Below are 18,572 nucleotides of genomic sequence, written 5' to 3' on the forward strand. Positions count from 1 at the left end.
TCATCGGGTGCTCCGCAACTGCCGTTTTGACCCGCCAAAAGGGCCGTTGCGGAGCAGCCGATGGGTGCTTCAGTTGGCGAGCCAGATGTCCGGGCCGAAGACCTCGTAGTGGATCTTCGTGGCGGGGATGCCGGCGTTGATGGCCTCGTTGCGGATGTTCTTCATGAACGGCAGCGGACCGCACAGGTACAGCGAGGCGTTGGCCGGCAGGTCGACGTCGCGCAGCGACATAAACCCTTCCCTGGCGCCGGCTTCCGGCCGCTCAAGCCAGAGCTGCAGCTCGGCTCCGTCGAGGCGCTCGACGTCGTCCGTCATCTGGGAGCGCAGCGCCCAGCTGTCCAGGGTGCTTTCTGCGTGCAGGACCTGGACCCGCCGGTCCGAGCCGGACTCGGCGAGGGAGCGCAGGATCGAGGCGGACGGCGTGCAGCCGATGCCGGCGGAGGCCAGGACCACGGGGCCGTCATTTTCCTTGAGCGTGATTTCGCCGTACGGGTTGGAGATTTCCAGGACGTCGCCGACCTCGACGTGGTGGTGCAGCACGGGGGAGACCTCGCCGCCGTCGTCGAGTTTGGTGGTGAAGCTGCGGCTGGTGCCGGCGTCGCCGGAGAGCGAGTACTGGCGGACCTGGCGCAGGCCGTCGGGGAGGGTGACCTTGACGCTGACGTACTGGCCGGGAAGCGCCGGGGTGATGGGGGTGTCGTCGGCCGGTTCCAGGGTGAACGTCATGGAGCCGGTGCCCGCGGGGGCCTTCGCAGCCACCCGCCACGGGGTCCACATTTTGCCGTTGGCCTGGGCGGCGTAAAGGCCCTTCTCGAGTTTGATCAGCGCGTCCGCCATCAGCCAGTAGACCTCGGTCCAGGCTTCGGCGATTTCCGGGGTGATGACTTCCGCCAGATCCTCGGCGATGGCGGCGAAGAGGTGCTCGTAGACCACCTGGTACTGCGGTTCGGTGATGCCGAGTGAGGCGTGGCGGTGCGCGATACGGGACAGCACGGTCTCCGGCAGGGTGCCCGGGTTGCTCACCAGGTGGCTTGCGAAAGCGGCGATGCTTCCGGCCAGGGCCTGCTGCTGGTTGCCGGAGCGCTGGTTGGACCGGCTGAACAGTCCGTCCAGCAGTTCGGGGTGCGCGCCGAAGAGCCGGGCGTAAAACTTGGGGGTGATTTCGCCGATCCGGGAACCGACCAGCGGCAGGGTGGCCTCGATGACGGGGAAGGACTTGTCCGAGAGCATTGCTGACTCCTGAGGTAGTGGCCCGGGGTCTTCAACCGGACCGTGCTGAATACCTGCATTTGAAATGCGAGTATTTATGCCTCAGTTCTACACGTCGTAGAAAACAGTTTCAAATCGGAGCGCCGCCCGGGCGTGGCGCCCGTTGGTGGGCCCCTCGGCGGCCGTTGGCGGGCCCGGCGCGCCGGGCCGACGGCGCTAGCGGGGCCGGGGGAGGGCGGGTACCGGGCCGTAACCGTGGGCCGGGGCCGGCCGTAGCCGTGGGCCGGGGCCGGCTACAGGCCGGGACGCAGGCCGATCGCCTGGAAGACGGGATTCATCTGCCGCGAGGTGGGCAGCGAAGCGACGACAATGTCGTCAAGCTCACGATAGAAGGCCTCGCGGGCGCGGCCCAGGGCACCGCGGAGCCGGCACTCGTTGATCAGCGGGCAGGTACCCGCGGCGGCGACGCAGTCGGCCGGGTCGGCCCGGGTGTCCAGTGCGCGCAGCAGCTGCCCGACGGTGGCCAAGCGGCCCGCGCCGCTGAGCCGGGACCCGCCGTTCCGTCCGCGTTCCACGTCGATCAGGCCCAGTTCGCGCAGCTTCGCCATCGCCTTGCTGACGTGGTTGTAGGGCGTGCCGACGGCGTCCGCGATGCTCTGGGTGGTGAGCAGTTCGCCGTCGGCGGCCGCGAGCACCATCATGGCGCGCAGGCTCACGTCCGCGAAGGCGTTGATCTTCATGGCACGGGCCTGGTCTAGTCCACCCAGACGGCGGGTTCGTTGCTGTCGGCGGAGAGTTCGCCAAACTCCAGCTCGTGCGTCTCCGGGTTGGCGCCGTAGGGCAGCACCGCCGCGAATACGGAGCCGTCCCTGTGCTCGGCCGCGACGTGGATCGCGTCCGACTCTTCTTCCAGCAAGGTGATGTCGCAGACAACCGCGGCGGCGCGGAACTCGTCCCGGTGCTGCCGGAGCAGCTCGGTGAGGTCATTGATCATGCCGTCGGCGTCGAAGTCGGCGTCGCTGTCCCCGGCAGCGTCCGCGGGGGTGACCGCAACGAGGCGGACCTCGCCGTCGTTTTCCACGACCAGGGCGAAGGGCAGGAAACCGCCGTTGCGCTCCAGCTGTTCCTGGGCTGCTCCCACGCCGGTGCCGAGCAGGTTCTCCAGGTCGGTGGCGCTGGCATCCGGCACCGAGCCGCGCCAGGAGTCCTCGGCGGGGTCAGCCGGCTGCAGGACTGCGCCCTGGGCTTCGGATGAGTCGGTCATGGCGTTCAGCCCCGGACCAGGGCCAGGACCCGGTCGCGGACCCGTTCCATGGTGGCCAGGTCCGTGGCCTCGACGTTCAGGCGGAGGAAGGGCTCGGTGTTGGATGGACGCAGGTTGAACCAGTAGCTTCCGTCCGCCGCGATGAAGGTGCTGCCGTCGAGGTAGTCCACCTCAACGTCTTCGTTATGGAAGTCCAGCCGGACCCGCTCCACGGCGGCTGCCTTGTCCTCGATTTCCGAGTTGATCTCGCCGGAGGACTGGTAGGGCTCGTATTCGCGGCCGAGGTCGGACAGCGGGCCGTCCTGCTCGCCGAGGGCAGCCAGGACGTGCATGGCGGCCAGCATGCCGGTGTCCGCATTCCAGAAATCGCGGAAGTAGAAGTGGGCGGAGTGCTCGCCGCCGAAGATCGCACCTTCGGCGGCCATGACGGCCTTGATGAAGGAGTGTCCCACGCGGGTGCGGAAGGCGCGGCCACCGTCTTTGACCACCAGTTCGGGCACCGCCCTGGACGTCAAGAGGTTGTGGATGATCGTGGGTGTTTCCTCGCCGTTGGCCTTGGCGCGGGCGATTTCGCGGCGCGCCACCATGCCGGTGACGGCCGACGGCGAGACGGGCTCGCCCTTTTCGTCGATCACGAAGCAGCGGTCCGCGTCGCCGTCGAACGCCAGGCCGAGATCGGCGCCATGCTCGACGACGGCGGCCTGCAGGTCGCGGAGGTTTTCCGGCTCCAGCGGGTTGGCCGGGTGGTTCGGGAAAGACCCGTCCAGCTCGAAGTAGAGCGGGATGATCTCAAGCGGAAGCTTGGGCAGCAGCGTGTCGCCCAGCACCGCCGGCGTGGTCATGCCGGCCATTCCGTTGCCGGCGTCCACGACGACCTTGAGCGGCCGGGATCCACTAAGGTCAACCAGGCTGCGCAGGTACTCGGCGTAGTCCTTGAGCACGTCGCGGACGCTGATCACGCCGCGGGGACCGTTGGCGGGGATGGTGCCGGAGTTGAGGTATTCCTCGGCCAGGGCCTGGATTTCCTTGAGCCCGGTTTCGGAGGAGATCGGCACGGCGCCCGCCTTGGCCATCTTGATGCCGTTGTATTCGGCCGGGTTGTGGCTGGCGGTGAACGTGGCGCCGGCCGCGTTCAGGGCGCCGCAGGCGTAGTACAGCTCGTCGGTGGAGATAAGGTCCAGGAGCTGGACATTGGCGCCGCGGGTGGCTGCGCCGTTGGCGAAGGCCCGGCTGAACTCGGGGGAGGAGGGGCGCATGTCGCCGCCGACCAGCACGGTCTGCCCGGCCAGATCAAGGACGTCCACGAAAGCGGCGCCCACGGCCTCGACGATTTCCGCGGTGATGGATTCGCCCACAATTCCGCGCACGTCGTAGGCCTTGAAGGAAGCCGAGAGGTCAAAAGTTTTCGTCTGGTCGCTAGTCACGGCTCCTATCTTACGTGGAAGCCTCTGCGGGATGTCCGTGGCCGGTGGCGTATGTGGACGCAGTTTATCCACATACGGCGTCGCCCGGCTTCGCGGCTGTCGGAGGGGGCTGGGATACTGAATCAATGGTCAATAACCAGAACGCTGCAGTCCTGTCCGCTCCCCAGCCCGTCCCCGTCGGGGGTACCGGGACCCGTGAACAGGCCCAGGCTGTGCTGCGTGAACTCGTGGGGCACCCCGGCGCGGAGTTCCATGACGGCCAGTTCGAGGCCATCGAGGCCCTGGTCGACGGCGGCCGCCGGGCTTTAGTTGTGCAGCGCACCGGTTGGGGTAAATCGGCCGTCTACTTCGTCGCGTCCCTGCTGCTGCGCCGCCGCGGTGCCGGTCCCACGCTGATCGTGTCCCCGCTCCTCGCGCTGATGCGCGACCAGGTCGCCGCCGCCGCGCGGGCCGGAGTCCGCGCCGTGGCTATCAACTCTGCCAACCAGCTGGACTGGGACACCGTCCGCGAGCAGCTCGCCGCCGACGAGGTGGACGTGCTCCTGGTGTCACCGGAGCGGCTCACTAACCCGTCATTCCGGGAGAACCAGCTGCCTGAGCTGGTCCGCCGGACCGGGCTGCTGGTGATCGATGAGGCGCACTGCATCTCGGACTGGGGCCACGACTTCCGCCCCGACTACCGCCGGATCGCGGACCTGATCACCCAGCTGCCGGACAGCGTCCCGGTCCTGGCCACCACCGCCACCGCCAACTCCAGGGTGGTCCACGACATCGAGGAACAGCTCGGCGAAGGCGTGCTGACCATCCGCGGCGCCCTGGGACGTGAGTCCCTGCGCCTGGGCGTGCTGCGGCTGCCCGACTCCCGGGAACGGCTGGGCTGGCTGCTCACCCACCTGTCGGACCTGCCCGGCAGCGGCATCATCTACACCCTTACCGTGTCCGCCGCGGAGGACACGGCCCGCCTCCTCGCCGAGGCCGGCCACGAAGTGCTCGCCTACACCGGCAGGACAGACCCCGCGGACCGGGAGCGCGCCGAGCAACTGCTCAAGGACAACCAGGTGAAAGCTTTGGTGGCTACCTCCGCGCTGGGGATGGGCTTCGACAAGCCGGACCTCGGCTTCGTGGTGCACCTCGGCGCGCCGTCGTCCCCGGTGGCCTACTACCAGCAGGTCGGGCGCGCCGGCCGCGGCGCCGCCAACGCCGACGTGCTGCTGCTGCCCGGCTCCGAGGACCGCGACATCTGGCAGTATTTCGCCACCGCGTCGATGCCCTCGGAGGAAAAAGCCGCGGCCGTCCTCACCGCCCTGGCCGAAGCCGGCACGGCGGTGTCCACGGTGGCGCTCGAGGCCCGCGTCGACCTGCGCCGGACGCCGCTGGAACTCCTGCTGAAGGTGCTGGCCGTGGACGGTGCGGTTGAGCGCGTGGGCGGCGGGTGGCGCTCCACCGGCCAGCCGTGGACCTACGACGCCGAGCGGTACAGCCGGATCGCCGAGGCCCGTGTTGACGAGCAGGATTCCATGGTGATCTACCAGGACACGGCAGGCTGCCGGATGGAATACATCACCTCGGTCCTCGACGACGAGACGGCGACGGCGTGCGGACGCTGTGACAACTGCGCCGGCCGGTGGTTCCCTGCCGACATTGCCGCCGATGCTACCGAAGCGGCTGGGGCGACCCTGAACCGTGCCGGGATGGTGCTGGAACCGCGGCTGCAGTGGCCCAGCGGTATGGACCGGCTGGGTGTGAACGTCAAAGGCAAGATCAAGCCGGAGGAAAGCCTGGCCAACGGCCGCGTGCTGGCTCGGCTGACGGACCTGGGCTGGGGCGGGGCGCTGCGGGAAACCTTCGCCGCCGGCGCCCCCGACCGCGCCGTGGACCCGGGCATGCTGCAGGCCTGCGTGCAGGTCCTGCGCGAGTGGGGCACGGGCGACACCCGCAATCCGGGCTGGAGCGGTGCCGGCCGCCCGGCCGCGATCATTAGTGTTCCGTCCCGCGGCAAGCCCGAGCTGGTGGAGTCGCTGGCCCGCGGCATCTCCGAGATCGGCCGGATCCCGTACCTGGGCCAGTTGCAGCTGGCGCACGGCGGCCCCACGGGCGGCCGCGGCGGAAACAGCGCCTACCGGCTCGCCGGGGTCTGGGACCGCCTCGTGGTGGGCCCGGAGCTCGCAACGGCACTGGCAGGGATCCAGGGCCAGAGTGTCATGCTGGTGGACGACCTGGTGGACAGCCGTTGGACCGTGACCGTGGCCGGGCGTGCCCTCCGGCTCGCAGGCGCCGGAGCGGTGCTGCCGCTCGTGCTGGGCCAGGCCGGCTGATCCCACCTGGCTGAGTCCACCCGGCCAAGGCCGGCCCAGTCCGGCTGAGCCCCCCCGCCCGGCCAAATCCGGCTCGGCCCCCGCCCGGCAAGGCGGGCACCAGCAAGGCCGGGGCGCGCCTAGCCGCGGTCCGGTTGCTCCGATTCGAGCACGGCCATGGCGGCGTTGTGGCCGCCGATGGCGCTGACGGCTCCGCCGCGGCGGGCCCCGGAGCCGCAGAGCAGGAGCTGCGAATCGTCCGTGGCCACTCCCCAGCGCTGCGCCGGGGTGTCCAGGGGCGCACCGTCGTCCGCGAAAGGCCAGTCGAGGCCCCCGTGGAAGATATTGCCGCGCGGCATGCCGACAGCACGTTCGATGTCCAGTGTGGTCTTGGTTTCGATGCACGGCCGGCCGTCCGGACCGGTCAGCAGCAGCTCCTGGACCGGTTCGGCAAGGACGCTGTTCAGCGACCGCAGCACGGCGTCCTGCAGTTCGGCCCGGCGGTCCTCGTTGTTCTGCGCGGTGACCAGCCGGTCCGGGACGTGCAGGCCGAAGACCGTGAGGGTCTGCGCGCCGGCCGCCTGCAGTTCCGGGGAGAGGATGCTGGGGTCGGTCAAGGAGTGGCAGTAGATCTCGCACGGCAAGGGGTCCGGAACGTTCCCGGCCGCGGCGCCGAGGTAGGCCGCATCCAGCTGCGACCACGTCTCGTTGATGTGGAAGGTGCCGCCGAAGGCTGCTTCCGGGCTGACGGCGTCGTCCAGCAGCCGGGGCAGGCGCTTGAGCAGCAGGTTCACCTTGACCTGGGCACCCTCGCGGAGGTGGTTTGGGTTGTTCGTGGCGTGCCCGGCGCCGCCCGGCGCCGCGTTGCGCAAACGGTCCAGTACCACCGGGGCCACGTTGGACAGCACCCACGGCGCAGCAACGGTGTGCAGGGCGCCGTTGTGCCGGTAGCTGACGACGCCGCCCGGGCGGACTGACGTGACTTCCGCCGACGCCAGGACGGTTGCGCCGGCCTCCCGGGCGGCGCGTTCCAGCTCCCCGGATACCGCGCCCATCCCGCCCACGGGCACGTCCCAGTCGCCGGTGCAGCCGCCGATCAGGTGGTACAGGAAGCAGATGTTCTGCTGGAGGTCGGCGTCGTCGGCGCGGGCAAAGGTGCCGATCAGGGCGTCGGTCAGCACCACGCCGCGGACCAGGTCATGCCGGAGCGCCCGGGCGATGGCGTGCCCCACCGGCCGTTCGATCATGGCTTCCCACGCGTCGCCGGCCCCGGCCCGGACGGCTAGCTCCCGCGCCGCGGACCGGGTGGGCAGCGGCGACGTCATGGTGGGCCAGAGGGCCCGGGTGAGTTTCCCGCAGCTCTCATAGAACTCGTTGAAGGCGCGGAACTCGTCGTCGGACGCCCCGACCGCGGCGAACGAAGCGGCCGTGGACGCGGCGTCCTCGTTGTCGACCAGCAGCGCCCGGCCGGGGCTGGCCGGGTCCGGGGTGTAGGAGGAGTACCGTCGCCGCGCCAGCGTGATCTGCAGGCCGAGGTCGTCGATGATCTGCTGCGGCAGCAGGCTGACGAGGTAGGAATAGCGCGAGAGCCGGGCCTCCACGCCGTCGAACGCCTGCGCGGACACGGCGGCGCCGCCCGGGTGGTCGAGCTTTTCCAGCAGCAGGACCTTCCGGCCGGCCTTGGACAGGTACGCTGCCGCGGCCAGGCCGTTGTGGCCGCCGCCTACGATGATTGCGTCAAACGCGTGGTTGATCGACATGGGCCCATCCTGCCACCCGGACACGCGGGCCCGTCCGAAGCCCGCCGGAGGTGAGGGAGCGTTGGGTTGGTTGGCGGCTTAGGTGAGGGAGCGTTGGAAGCCGGGAACGCAAAAGGCCCCGGTCCAGGACCGGGGCCAAACGCGGAGACGGGGGGATTTGAACCCCCGGTGGAGTTGTGCCCCACACTTCATTAGCAGTGAAGCCCATTCGGCCGCTCTGGCACGTCTCCAATTGCTATTACTAGCCAACCAAGGATACGCAGAAGGGGCCATGCAGTGCAAAACGGTCGACGCGGGGTCACTTGCGGCCCGTCCGGCGGCCCGGGATGGGCCGTGAGTGACCCCGCGTTGCGGTGTTGCGCGGCGGACCTAGGCGGCCCGGCCCGCCAGGGCGCGCCAGAGGAAATGCTGGCTGCGGCTCTGCAGCGCCGCGGCCTGGCGGTTGTCCGAGGCTCCTGCGTGGCCGCCCTCGAGCGCTTCGTGGAACCAGACATTGGGGATGCCCATGGCCTGCATCCGGGCGGCCATCTTGCGGGCCTGCACGGGACCCACCCGGTCATCCGAGGTGGCGGTCCAGATGAAGGTTTCCGGGTACTCCACTCCGTCGCGGAGCAGGTGGTAGGGCGAGAAGGTCCGGATGAACTCCCACTGCTCGGGCACGTCGGGGTCGCCGTACTCGGCAATCCAGGAGTACCCGGCGGACAGCTTGCTGTACCGGCGCATGTCCAGCAGCGGCACCCCGCAGGAGACGGCGCCGAACAGTTCCGGGTACTGGGTGAGCATGTTCCCCACCAGCAGGCCGCCGTTGGAGCCGCCCACGCAGCCGAGCCGCTGCCGGGACGTCACGCCGCGCGAGATCAGGTCCTGCGCGACGGCGGCGAAGTCTTCGTACGCCCGGTGCCGCTTGTCCTGCAGCGCGGCACGGTGCCACGACGGCCCGTACTCGCCGCCGCCGCGGATGTTCGCCACGACGTAGACCCCGCCGCGGCTGTGCGGGGCCTCCCCGTCGGCGCCCGCGGATTCCTCGGTGCGCCGCTCCAGCCAGGCCCGGCCGACGGCGCCGCTGTAGGCCGGGGTGCGGGAAATCTCGAATCCGCCGTAGCCGGAGAGCTGGGTGGGGTTCTGCCCGTCCAGCACCAGGTCCCTCGCGGCGATCTGGAAATAGGGCACCCGGGTGCCGTCCTTGGACACCGCAAAGTGCTGCTGGACCTCGTAGGCTTCCTCGTCGAAGAACGACGGCGCGGTCCGGACCACCTCGTGCGTGCTCACGACGCCGTCGACGCCGGCGCGCGTCAGGGTGCCGCGCGTCAGGGTGCTCGGCGTCGCAAACCCCGTCGCCACCAGCCAGAAGTCGTTCCCGGCGTCGGCACCGGCAGTGCTGTCGCCGCCGCCGCCGTCGTCCCCGCTGCCGTCCTCGTCGTCGACGGCGTACGCGTTGACGTCATGCAGGGGCGGGCAGGCGTCCAGCACACTGGAGGCCCAGGCGACGTCCGTGCCGGGCCGCTGCGGATCCAGCACCCGGATCTCGGAGGACACGTCGCGGAGCAGGTTCAGCAGCAGGAAGTCCCGGGTCCAGCTCCAGGACTGCAGGGAGGTGTGCTCATCCGGGGTGAAGAGGACGGACAGCTCCCGGCTGCCGGCCAGGAAAGCCTCGAAGTCCGCCGCCAGCAGGGACCCCGCCGGGTAGCTCGTGCCGTTCACGGTCCACTCGCCCTGGGGCCGGAAGAGCAGCCATTCCCGGTGTGAGCTCAGGTTTACGTCCGCGGGCACCTCCAGCTCGACCCAGACGCCGTCGCGGAGCACCGAGGTGCGCTTTTCAAAGAAGCTGATCCAGTCCACGGCGAAGGTCCGCTCGAAGCCGGGGGTGGAGTCGTGCGCCAGGAGCGCCATCATGTGGTCCTCCGGGATTTCGAAGAGCCGCTCGGCCGCGGCCAGGGACTCGCCGCGCCGCAGGACCACACCGGTCCGGGCATAGGAGGAGCTGGTTTTTGGCAGTCCGTCGGCGGTGCTTGCGACCAGCAGGGTGTCGGCGTCCAGCCATGAGACGTTGCCCTTCGCCGTCGGCAGGTCGAAGCCGCCCTCCGCGGGGTCAACGAAGCTGCGCGTCTCGACGTCGAACTCGCGGTAGCGGTTCGCGTCGCCGCCGTCGGGGGAGAGCGCCAGCAACGCCAGCCGGTGCGGCTGCCCGGCGGCGGGGCGGAGGAAGCTGGCGCCGTGGAAGACCCACTCCTCCCCCTCCGCAGCGGCCAGGGCGTCGACGTCGAGCAGGATTTCCCACGCCGGCGTACCGTCCCGGTAGCTCGCCCAGTCCGTGCGCCGCCACAGGCCCTTGGGGTTGTTGCGGTCCTTCCAGAAGTTGTAGTACCACTGGCCGTGTTTGCCCACCATGGCGATCCGGTCGGTGGAGTCCAGGACCTCCAGGATCCGGTTTTCGAGCTCGCCGTATTCGGCGTCCTCCAGCAACTCCTCGGTGCGGGCATTTTGTTCCCGGACCCAGGCCAGCTGCTCCTCGCCGTAGATTTCCTCCAGCCAGATGTTCTCGTCGACGGGCTCGGGGGCGGTCCCGGGCAGCGCGCCGGAGGGCTCGCCGGGCGCGGTGGGGTACTCAGCTGAAGAGGTGGTCATGGGCCCATCCAAGCAACACCGGTGCCGGGCAGGCAAGTCAAGGCGGCGGCCCGGATGCGGATACGCTGGATCCCGTGGGTAAATCGCAGAGCATCCGGATGGCACTGATCGGCGCCGGACCCCGGGGCACCAGTGTGCTGGAGCGGCTGCTCGCCAACTGGGCCCCCGCGACGCCGGATGCGACCCTGCACATCGATGTGGTCGACCCCTACCCGGCCGGTCCGGGCCACGTCTGGCAGCCCGGACAGTCCCGGCTCTACCTGATGAACACGCAGTCTTTCTACCCCACCGTGGTCCCGGAGGATCCGGAGCTGGCGGCGCCGCTGGCCGGGGCCACCTTCGACCAGTGGCGGGACCGGCAGCGCAGGGACCCGCACCCGGCGCTGTCCGCCGAGGAACGCACCGAGCTGGCCGGCCTGGGGTCCGCGGACTTCCCCAGCCGCGCGCTGTACGGGCGCTACCTGAGGTCCACACTCGAGGAACTGCTGGAGAAGCTGCCCGCCGGCGTCACCGTTGAATTCCATCAGGCCACCGCGACGTCGGTCCGGCCAGCCGCCGGCCCCGGTAACGCCGGGCCCGGGAGCGCCGGATTTGAGGTCGCGCTCGACGACGGGACCGTGCTCGGCGCCGGATCCGTGGTGCTGGCCCTCGGCCACCTGGAGTCCCGGCCCAACCCCGAGCAGCGCGAACTGCAGGCGGCGGCGGACGAGCTGGGATTGAAGTATCTGCCGCCGGCCGCGCCCGCCGACGTCGACTGGTCCGGGATCCCCGCGGTGCAGCCGGTGCTGGTGCGCGGCATGGGCCTGAACTTCTTCGACGTGATGGGCCAGCTGACCGAGGGCCGCGGCGGCAAGTTCCTGCCCGCCCCGGACAGGGCGGGTCTGACCTACCTGCCGTCCGGCCGGGAACCGTTCATCATCGCCGCCTCGCGCCGCGGAACCCCGTACCGGGCTAAGGCGGCCCTGGCCGGCTACTACCCGGCGGCAGTGTCGCTCAGGTACTGCACCGAGGACGCGCTCTCGAAGTTCGCCGCCACCGGAATCCTGCCTGCCTTCGACCACGACCTCTGGCCGCTGCTGCACCGCGACGTCGTGTGGGCGTACTACTCCACCCTGGCGCGCTCGCAGCCCGACGTGGTCGGTGCGGATCCGGCGGGATTCCTGGACGCGCTGGAGGAAGCGCTGCAGCCGCACGCCCACTCCACGGTGAAGTGGGAGGAAGCCGCCGGCGCCGTGATCGACGCCCACGTCCGCCCGACCTACCGGCTGGACCTGCTGGGCCTCGCCGCGCCGCTCGCCGGCCGTACGTTCGCGTCCCGGGCGGACCTGGATGCCGCCGTCGTCGATTATCTGCTCGATGATGCGCGGCGCTCCGCGCTCGGCGAGGACGACCCGGTCAAGATGGCGATCGGCGCCCTGCACCACGGCCGGGCGGTGCTGAAAACGGCGGTGGCCGACGGCGGCATCACCGACGAGTCATGGGTGGCCGGCCTGCGCGGCTGGTTCGAATCGTTCGTGGAAGGGCTCGCCAGCGGTCCGCCGGCCCTTCGTGCCGAGCAGCTCGCGGCCCTGGCCCGGGCCGGCGTCGTCAGCTTTGTGGGCCCCGACCCCAAGTTCGACGTCGACCGGAAGACGAAAGTGTTTACGGCCGCCTCGCCCTGGGTGGCCGGCAGGGACGGGGACGGCGGCAGCAAGGTGCAGGCCACGGTGCTGGTCGAGGCGCTGGCCCCGGCCAACCGGGTGGCCATCAACGCGTCCCCGCTGCTGGAGCAGTTGCTCGCGGACGGTCTGGTCCGCCCGCGCCTGATGATGAGCGCGGAAGGAGTGCCCGTGCAGAGTTCCGGGCTGGACGTTATCCCGCACCCTTACCGGCCCGTCGGCGCGAATGGGTCAGTCACGGACGGGATCTACGTGCTGGGGCTGCAGCTCTCCGCGGCGCAATGGGGTACTGCCATTGCGGCCGAGGCGTGGCAGCAGCGGGGCCCGGTCTACCGCAGCGGCCAGCGGACCCTGCGCGACGCCGACGAGATCGCCCGGGACATCCTCGGCCGGTAGCGCACGGGCTGCCACGCACGTGAACCCGTCAAACCCGCGCACAAAAAATGAGCATGCTCCCTCCCCGGGCCGGGCGGTGGACACTTGCAGACTATGTCCGCCGCTCCGGCCGGGGGAGGGGCATGCTCACTGAGGCAGGGCTACGGGGCTAGCCCTTCAGGCACTTCCGGTAGGCGGCCATCGCCGTGCCGTAGTTGGCCTGGCCCACGAGGTCCGCGGGTCGCTTCGGCTTGACCGGCGCGGTGCACTGCGGCGGGACGGGCACGCGGGCCGCGACCAGGACGTCCGCCTTGACCACGGTGCCGGACTCGACGGCGGTGAGCACCACGGTGCCCGTGCCGGCGGCGGCGCCGGCAGGCACCTTCACGTCCACGGTGGCCGCGCCGGCGGTGACCGGCACGGTGCCGAGCAGCGTCACGGTGCCCGCGGCGTCGGTGAACTCGGCACGCAGCGAGGTGTTCACCGGGCTGCCCAGCGAGGTGAGGTCCAGCTTGGAGACCGCCAAGGTGATGGGGTCCCCGCCCTTGACCTCGGCAGCGGTGGTGTTCACCACGGATACGGATCGGCGGGCGAAGTCCGGCGAGACGGGGTTGTGCGTCTGCAGGTACTTGATCCACGCGTCCCGGTCCACCAGCCCGGAGTCCTTGGTGCCGGTGCCGGACTTGAAGATCCGGAAGTTGTCGCCGCCGGTGGCCAGGAAGCTGAACGTGCCGATCCGGTAGGACTTCGCCGGGTCGATCAGCGCACCGTTGACCCGGATCGCGGTGACCCGGTCGCCCGCGGCGCGGGCGGCGTCGTAGGTGTAGTTGACGTTCTTGGACAGGCCCAGCTGCTGGTAGGCGCGGCTGGGGACCGTGCCGTCCGGGTTGGTCTGCCACTGCTGCTCCAGCAGCGTCTTGAACTGCGCGCCGGTCAGCGTGGTGGTCCAGAGGTTGTTCACGAACGGCAGCACCGCGTTGGCCTCGGCGTAGGTGATGGTGCCGTCCGGGGCGTAGTACAGCTCGTTGCGCAGGCCGCCGGGGTTGACGACGCCGATCTCGGCGGCACCGAGCTCCGGTGCCTTGAGGGCGTCGACCAGGGAGTCCGCCACGAGGTTGCCCAGGGTGGATTCGCTCGCGCGGTCATCACGCACAGCGGGGGAGCCGGCGAACGCCGTCGTGATGTCCGCAGTGACCTTGCCGACCGGCTGGTTGCCGATCACGGCTGCGTCGGCGACCGCTTTGTCCACGATGGCCTTGACCGCGGCCACCCGCGGGTAAGCGGCGACCAGGCCGGCCGCCGGGTCCGTGGTGCGCTTGACGTTGGCCGCCTTGTAGCCGGTGACGGACATGGTCTTGGTGTCGATGGTGAGCTGGATCTGCCCGATGAACTCGCCGTAGTTGCCGGTCTGCACGATCGGACGGGTCTTGCCCGTAGGCTGTCCGGCTGCATCCAGCACCGGCGCGTCCCACGCGTACTGCTTGTGGGTGTGGCCGTTGAAGATCGCGGCGACATCCGGGGTAACCTCGGTGACCATCTTGGCGAAGGGGCCGCCGGCGGCGACTTCCTGCTCCAGGGTGGCGCCTTCGGGAGTGCCGGAACCGGCGCCGTCGTGGTTTTCCACGATGATCACGTCGGCGAGCTTGTCAGCCTTGAGCTTCGCGGCAACGCGGTTGATGGCCTCGACGGGATCGCCGAATTCGAGGTCCGCGATGCCGGCCGGGGTGACCAGCGACGGTACTTCCTGTGTCACGGTGCCGATCACGGCGACCTTGATCCCGTTCATGTCCAGCACGGTGTACTCCGGCAGGGCCGGCTCGGTGGTGCCCTTCTTGTAGACGTTGGCGCCCAGGTACGGGAACTTCGCGTTGCTGCCGCCGGCGACCACCCGGTCGCGCAGGTCGGCCCAGCCGCCGTCGAACTCGTGGTTGCCCACGGCCGAGGTGCGCAGCTCCAGGGCGTTCAGCACATCAATGGTGGGCTGGTCCTTGGCAACGGCCGAGGCGAACAGCGAAGCGCCGATGTTGTCGCCGGCGGAGAGGAACGCGGTGGCGCCGGGTGCCGCGGCCGCCCGGAGCTTCTCGATGGTTCCCGCGAACAGCACGGTGTTGGAATCGATGCGGCCGTGGAAATCGTTGATGCCCAGGAAGTTCAGGTCAACGCTGGCCGGGGTGGCTGGCAGGTTGAGCCCGACGACGACCGGATCGTGGTCGCTGGCGCGGAACTGGTCCGGCGCGTAGTAGTCGGTGACGTTGTTGTTGTAGCGGCTGTATTCCAGCGCCACGGATTCCACCGAGTTGATGTTCCAGATGTCCGCGCCGGTGACGACGGCGTTCGCCGCCGGGGAGGCGAGGATGTGGTCCAGTGAGCCCACCAGGCCGCCGTATAGGTAGGAGTGCTTGGCGGTGCCGTCGGCGTTCTTGGCCTTGTCATCCTGGTTGACGTATCCGGCCGCCGTGAGGACGTTGATCGGGTCCTCCTTGGCGTAGGAGTTGAAGTCGCCGATCAGGAAGACCTTGTTGGTGCCCTTGGATCTCTGCAGCTCGTCGGCGAAGGCCAGCAGGGACTGCGCCTGGGCGGTGCGGGCGAGGTTTGAATTGCCCTGGCCCTTGTCGGTGTCATCCGGCGTCGCGGCGGAGCCCTTGGACTTGAAGTGGTTGGCGATCGCGATGAATTTCTTGTCATCGGAGGCGCCGACGGGCTTGAACACCTGGGCCAGCGGCTTGCGGGCACTGGCGAAGGCCACCGTGTCGTTGTGGATGATGGAGTCGCCCACCGGTTCGGCCGCGGCCTTCTTGAAAATGAAGGCGGTGCGGATCATGTCCTCGTCGGACAGCGGCGGTGCGTTGGCGGGGGTGCGGACGTAGTCCCAGATGCCGGGCGTGGCGATGTTCAGGGCGTCCACCAGCTTGGCCAGGGCGTCGTCCCGGTTCTTGCCGAACTGGGCCGAGTTCTCGACCTCCATCAGGGTGACGACGTCGGCGCCGGACTTGGAAATGGCGGCCACGATCTTGTCCTGCTGGCGCTTGAAGTTCTCGGCATTGGCGGCGCCGCGGAGGTCGCAGCCACCCTTGACGGTGATGGGGTTGCCCGCGCGGTCCGTGTAGAACGTGCAGCCGGTGACCTGGTCGCCGGTGGTGGGGAAGTAGTTCAGCACGTTGAACGAGGCAAGCTTCAGGTTGCCGCCCACCGCCGTCGGGGCCTCCGCGCGGGTGGCGCCGAAGCCGGCCGGCTGGACCGTGTCCGCGTTGTCGGCGGTCAGCTGGGTCAGCGGCTGGAACTTCCAGGAGTTGTTGGCGTAGCTGAGCACCACGTTGGTCTTGAACGTCACCGGCGCGCCCACCCGGACGTGATCCGAGGTGGTCAGGTACGGCAGGGTCAGTGCCTTGTTGGCGGCGTCCTTGAGGAAGTTGGTGCTGGCGCCGTCGTCGAGCTTGATGCCGCGGGCGGCGTTGGCCGCGACGGTGGCGGTGTACTCGGCGGACCCGTAGGGCGCGACGGCGGTGGGCTGCTCCAGCGGGGTGGTGCCGCCGGCCAGGCCGATTTCGCCGTACTGGTTGAGCGAGTAGTTGTCCGCGACCGTGACCGGACCCTGCGGTGTCAGCAGCATGGCTTCCAGGGATTCGCGGAACGCCTCGTCGGCGGGGAGGGCGAAACGGGTGGCCTTGACCTCGGGGGCGGCCTCGGTCAGCTTGGCGACCGCCGTGGCGTTGAGCTGGGTCATGCCGTAGTACTCGGCAACACTGCCCGTGACCTCGACGTAGTCGCCGATCTGCACCGAGGCCACGGCGGACGGTGCGTACACGAAGATGGCGTCCGAGGCGGTGTGGTTGGCCGGGGTCAGATCGCCGCCGGTGCCGGGGGTCTGCAGGTAGAAGCCCGCAAACCCGCCGGTCGGGAAGGACGCGGTGACCTTGCCGCGGGTGCTGACGGCCGTGCCGGCGAGCGGGCTGGTCGTGCCGGTGCCCTGGATCTCGGCGATGCTCCTGGAGACCGGGGGAGTGGTCGGCGCCGGCTCAACCGGGGCGGCTTCACCGTTGACGGCCTTGGGGGTGATCGCGGCGTTGAGGGCGAAGTCCGCGGCGTTGTTGTTGCTGTCAACGCCGTTGCTGCGGTTCAGGCTCTTGACGTCCCCGGTGCCCGACGGCGCCGTTGCCGCCCGGGTTTCGAACGTGGTGGAGGTTCCGTAGCCCAGCAGGTCGGCGACGTTCCCGGGTTCGACGACGGAGCCGGTCGCCAGCGGGTCCAGGGCGGTTGCCTGCCTGGCCAGAACGATCGTTCCGCCCGCGATGGCCGGGTTGAACCCGGTGGCCGTGGTGTCGGCGGCGGGCAGGTCCAGTCCGGCAGAGCCGTTGCTGCCGCCCTTGAGCAGGTAATACCCCTTGGCGGGGACGGTGCCGGACAGGGGCACCGTGGTGCTCGGCGCGACGGTGCTCGTGGCGGAGCGGTACTGGACGGACCAGCCGTCCAGCGTGACCGGGGCGTCCGAGGTGTTGTACAGCTCGACGAACTTGTTCTTGTAGGCCGCGCCGGCGCTGCCGCCGCTGAGGTAGGCCTCATTGATGATCACTGGCGAAGTTCCGGCGGCCGCAGGTGAGACCTCCAGTGCGGCGGCGGGCAAAGCCGTCAGCGGCGCTGCGATGAGCCCCGCGGACAGGGCTGTGCCCAGCGCTGTTTTCCAAGGTGTGATTTTCATCCGCTCTAACTCTCATGAGGGTGCCCGGGTAAGGGCTGGGTGGAGTGTGTCCGGGTAAATGGCCCGCGGACCGGCCGGTCTGCTCCTGGTCAAGCAGATTCCGGCACAGCAAAACAGGGGTGAATGAACACAAGATGGATTGCATGTGCATTCGGCGAGACGGCCCCCAGCGGAACGCCTCACAGCCGGCACGGAACCCCAACAAGGTGCCCCAGCGACGGTGTTGGTAGAGCATTTTTGTCAGCCCGGCCGTCCCCCGGCCCGGGCACTCAAAAGAATACCGGCCAGTAGCCGCAGGGGAAGCGGTTGGCCGGTATTTCTTACAGCAATTTTTCCAAAGGATTTACTTGGCGCCCGGACTCAGGCGTTTGGGAGGCGGAGGGGCTTCCGCCGGTGCGCTCAGGCCTGGTTGAAGCGGACCATGTTCCCGGACGGGTCGCGGAAGGCGCAGTCCCGCGGCCCCCACGGCTGCACGATGGGTTCCTGGAGCACCTCCGCCCCGGCTGCGCGGACGGCCTCGAACGTGGCATCGAGGTCGTCCGTGCGGAACACGATCACGGGCAGCACCCCCTTGGTGAGCAACTGCTGGAGCGCGTCGCCGTCGTCCTGGGAACGGCCGGCGTGCGGGGGAGAAAGCACGATCTCCAGATCAGGCTGGGCAGCACTGCCGAGGGTGACCCAGCGGTGGCCGTCCGAGCCGACGTCGTTGCGCACCTCCAGGCCGAGCGCGTCGCGGTAGAAAGCGAGCGACTCGTCGAGGTCGTTGACGGTGATTTGTGCGTACTGCAATGAAATGTTCATGACTCACACGCTAGGGGAGCGGCGGAAAGGATGCTTCTTCAATCCTGCTCGGCTTCCGCGGGGGCCGCGTGTGTTGCCGTGCCACGCACGACGGCATCGCCTTGACCGCGTGGTGCTCCCTGGCCCGGTATGCGCTGGGCGGCATGCCGACGAGCTCGGTGAACCGGGAACTGAACGAACCAAGCGACGTGCAGCCGACGTCCATGCAGGCGTCGGTCACGCTGGCACCGGCCCGCAGCAGCGCCATGGCACGCTCGATCCGCCGCGTCATGAGGTAGTTGTACGGCGTTTCGCCGTAGGCCGCCTTGAACTGGCGGGAAAAGTGCGCCGGGGACATCAGGGCGCCCGCGGCCATGGTGGGCACGTCCAGCGGCCGGGCGTAGTCGCGGTCGATCAGGTCCCGCGCCCGGCGCAGGTGGGCCAGGTTTGCCAGCTCCTGCGGTGTCATGCCGCCAGTTTAGCGCCG

General features: G+C 69.5%; 11 protein-coding genes and 1 tRNA gene. 2 read left to right on the forward strand and 10 right to left on the reverse strand.

Annotated elements, in window-relative coordinates:
- Window positions 1-69: 69 nt before the first annotated feature.
- From AC1MBE_RS12270 to AC1MBE_RS12285, 4 genes are all read right to left on the reverse strand, one after another.
- Window positions 70-1,230, reverse strand: coding sequence for a globin domain-containing protein (locus tag AC1MBE_RS12270; RefSeq protein ID WP_479778610.1), 1,161 nt, complete (start codon window positions 1,228-1,230; stop codon window positions 70-72).
- A 272-nt stretch (window positions 1,231-1,502) separates the two neighbouring features.
- Window positions 1,503-1,949, reverse strand: coding sequence for an RrF2 family transcriptional regulator (locus AC1MBE_RS12275; RefSeq protein WP_479778612.1), 447 nt, complete (start codon window positions 1,947-1,949; stop codon window positions 1,503-1,505).
- Between the two features lie 14 nt (window positions 1,950-1,963).
- Entirely contained in the window at window positions 1,964-2,473 is a 510-nt protein-coding gene (locus tag AC1MBE_RS12280) for a hypothetical protein (RefSeq protein ID WP_479778614.1), read from the reverse strand.
- Window positions 2,474-2,478: 5 nt separating this feature from the next.
- A complete protein-coding gene (locus tag AC1MBE_RS12285) occupies window positions 2,479-3,897 on the reverse strand; it encodes a phosphomannomutase/phosphoglucomutase (protein WP_479778616.1) in 1,419 nt (472 codons plus the stop codon).
- 125 nt (window positions 3,898-4,022) lie between these two features.
- On the opposite strand from AC1MBE_RS12285, the gene AC1MBE_RS12290 reads away from it, so the two are divergent.
- Window positions 4,023-6,212, forward strand: a complete 2,190-nt coding sequence (locus tag AC1MBE_RS12290; protein WP_479778618.1) for a RecQ family ATP-dependent DNA helicase — start codon at window positions 4,023-4,025, stop codon at window positions 6,210-6,212.
- Window positions 6,213-6,331: 119 nt separating this feature from the next.
- Here AC1MBE_RS12290 and AC1MBE_RS12295 read toward each other — a convergent pair whose 3' ends face one another.
- The 3 genes from AC1MBE_RS12295 to AC1MBE_RS12305 form a co-directional block, all read right to left on the reverse strand.
- Window positions 6,332-7,951: a phytoene desaturase family protein gene (locus AC1MBE_RS12295; RefSeq protein WP_479778620.1), complete on the reverse strand. Its 1,620-nt coding sequence runs from the start codon at window positions 7,949-7,951 to the stop codon at window positions 6,332-6,334.
- Between the two features lie 142 nt (window positions 7,952-8,093).
- Window positions 8,094-8,181, reverse strand: a tRNA-Ser gene (locus AC1MBE_RS12300).
- Window positions 8,182-8,320: 139 nt separating this feature from the next.
- On the reverse strand, window positions 8,321-10,576 hold the full coding sequence (locus AC1MBE_RS12305; RefSeq protein ID WP_479778622.1) for a prolyl oligopeptidase family serine peptidase: 2,256 nt from the start codon (window positions 10,574-10,576) through the stop codon (window positions 8,321-8,323).
- Window positions 10,577-10,650: 74 nt separating this feature from the next.
- On the opposite strand from AC1MBE_RS12305, the gene AC1MBE_RS12310 reads away from it, so the two are divergent.
- Window positions 10,651-12,630: an FAD/NAD(P)-binding protein gene (locus AC1MBE_RS12310; protein ID WP_479778624.1), complete on the forward strand. Its 1,980-nt coding sequence runs from the start codon at window positions 10,651-10,653 to the stop codon at window positions 12,628-12,630.
- Between the two features lie 148 nt (window positions 12,631-12,778).
- On the opposite strand, the gene AC1MBE_RS12315 is transcribed toward AC1MBE_RS12310, so the two are convergent.
- The 3 genes from AC1MBE_RS12315 to AC1MBE_RS12325 form a co-directional block, all read right to left on the reverse strand.
- On the reverse strand, window positions 12,779-17,305 hold the full coding sequence (locus AC1MBE_RS12315) for an ExeM/NucH family extracellular endonuclease (protein ID WP_479778626.1): 4,527 nt from the start codon (window positions 17,303-17,305) through the stop codon (window positions 12,779-12,781).
- 399 nt (window positions 17,306-17,704) lie between these two features.
- Window positions 17,705-18,106 (reverse strand): VOC family protein, encoded by a 402-nt coding sequence (locus tag AC1MBE_RS12320; protein WP_479778628.1) that lies wholly within the window; start codon window positions 18,104-18,106, stop codon window positions 17,705-17,707.
- Between the two features lie 10 nt (window positions 18,107-18,116).
- Window positions 18,117-18,554, reverse strand: a complete 438-nt coding sequence (locus AC1MBE_RS12325) for a helix-turn-helix transcriptional regulator (RefSeq protein ID WP_479778630.1) — start codon at window positions 18,552-18,554, stop codon at window positions 18,117-18,119.
- Window positions 18,555-18,572 lie beyond the last annotated feature (18 nt).

It is taken from the genome of Arthrobacter sp. BG5 (genome assembly GCF_056680155.1).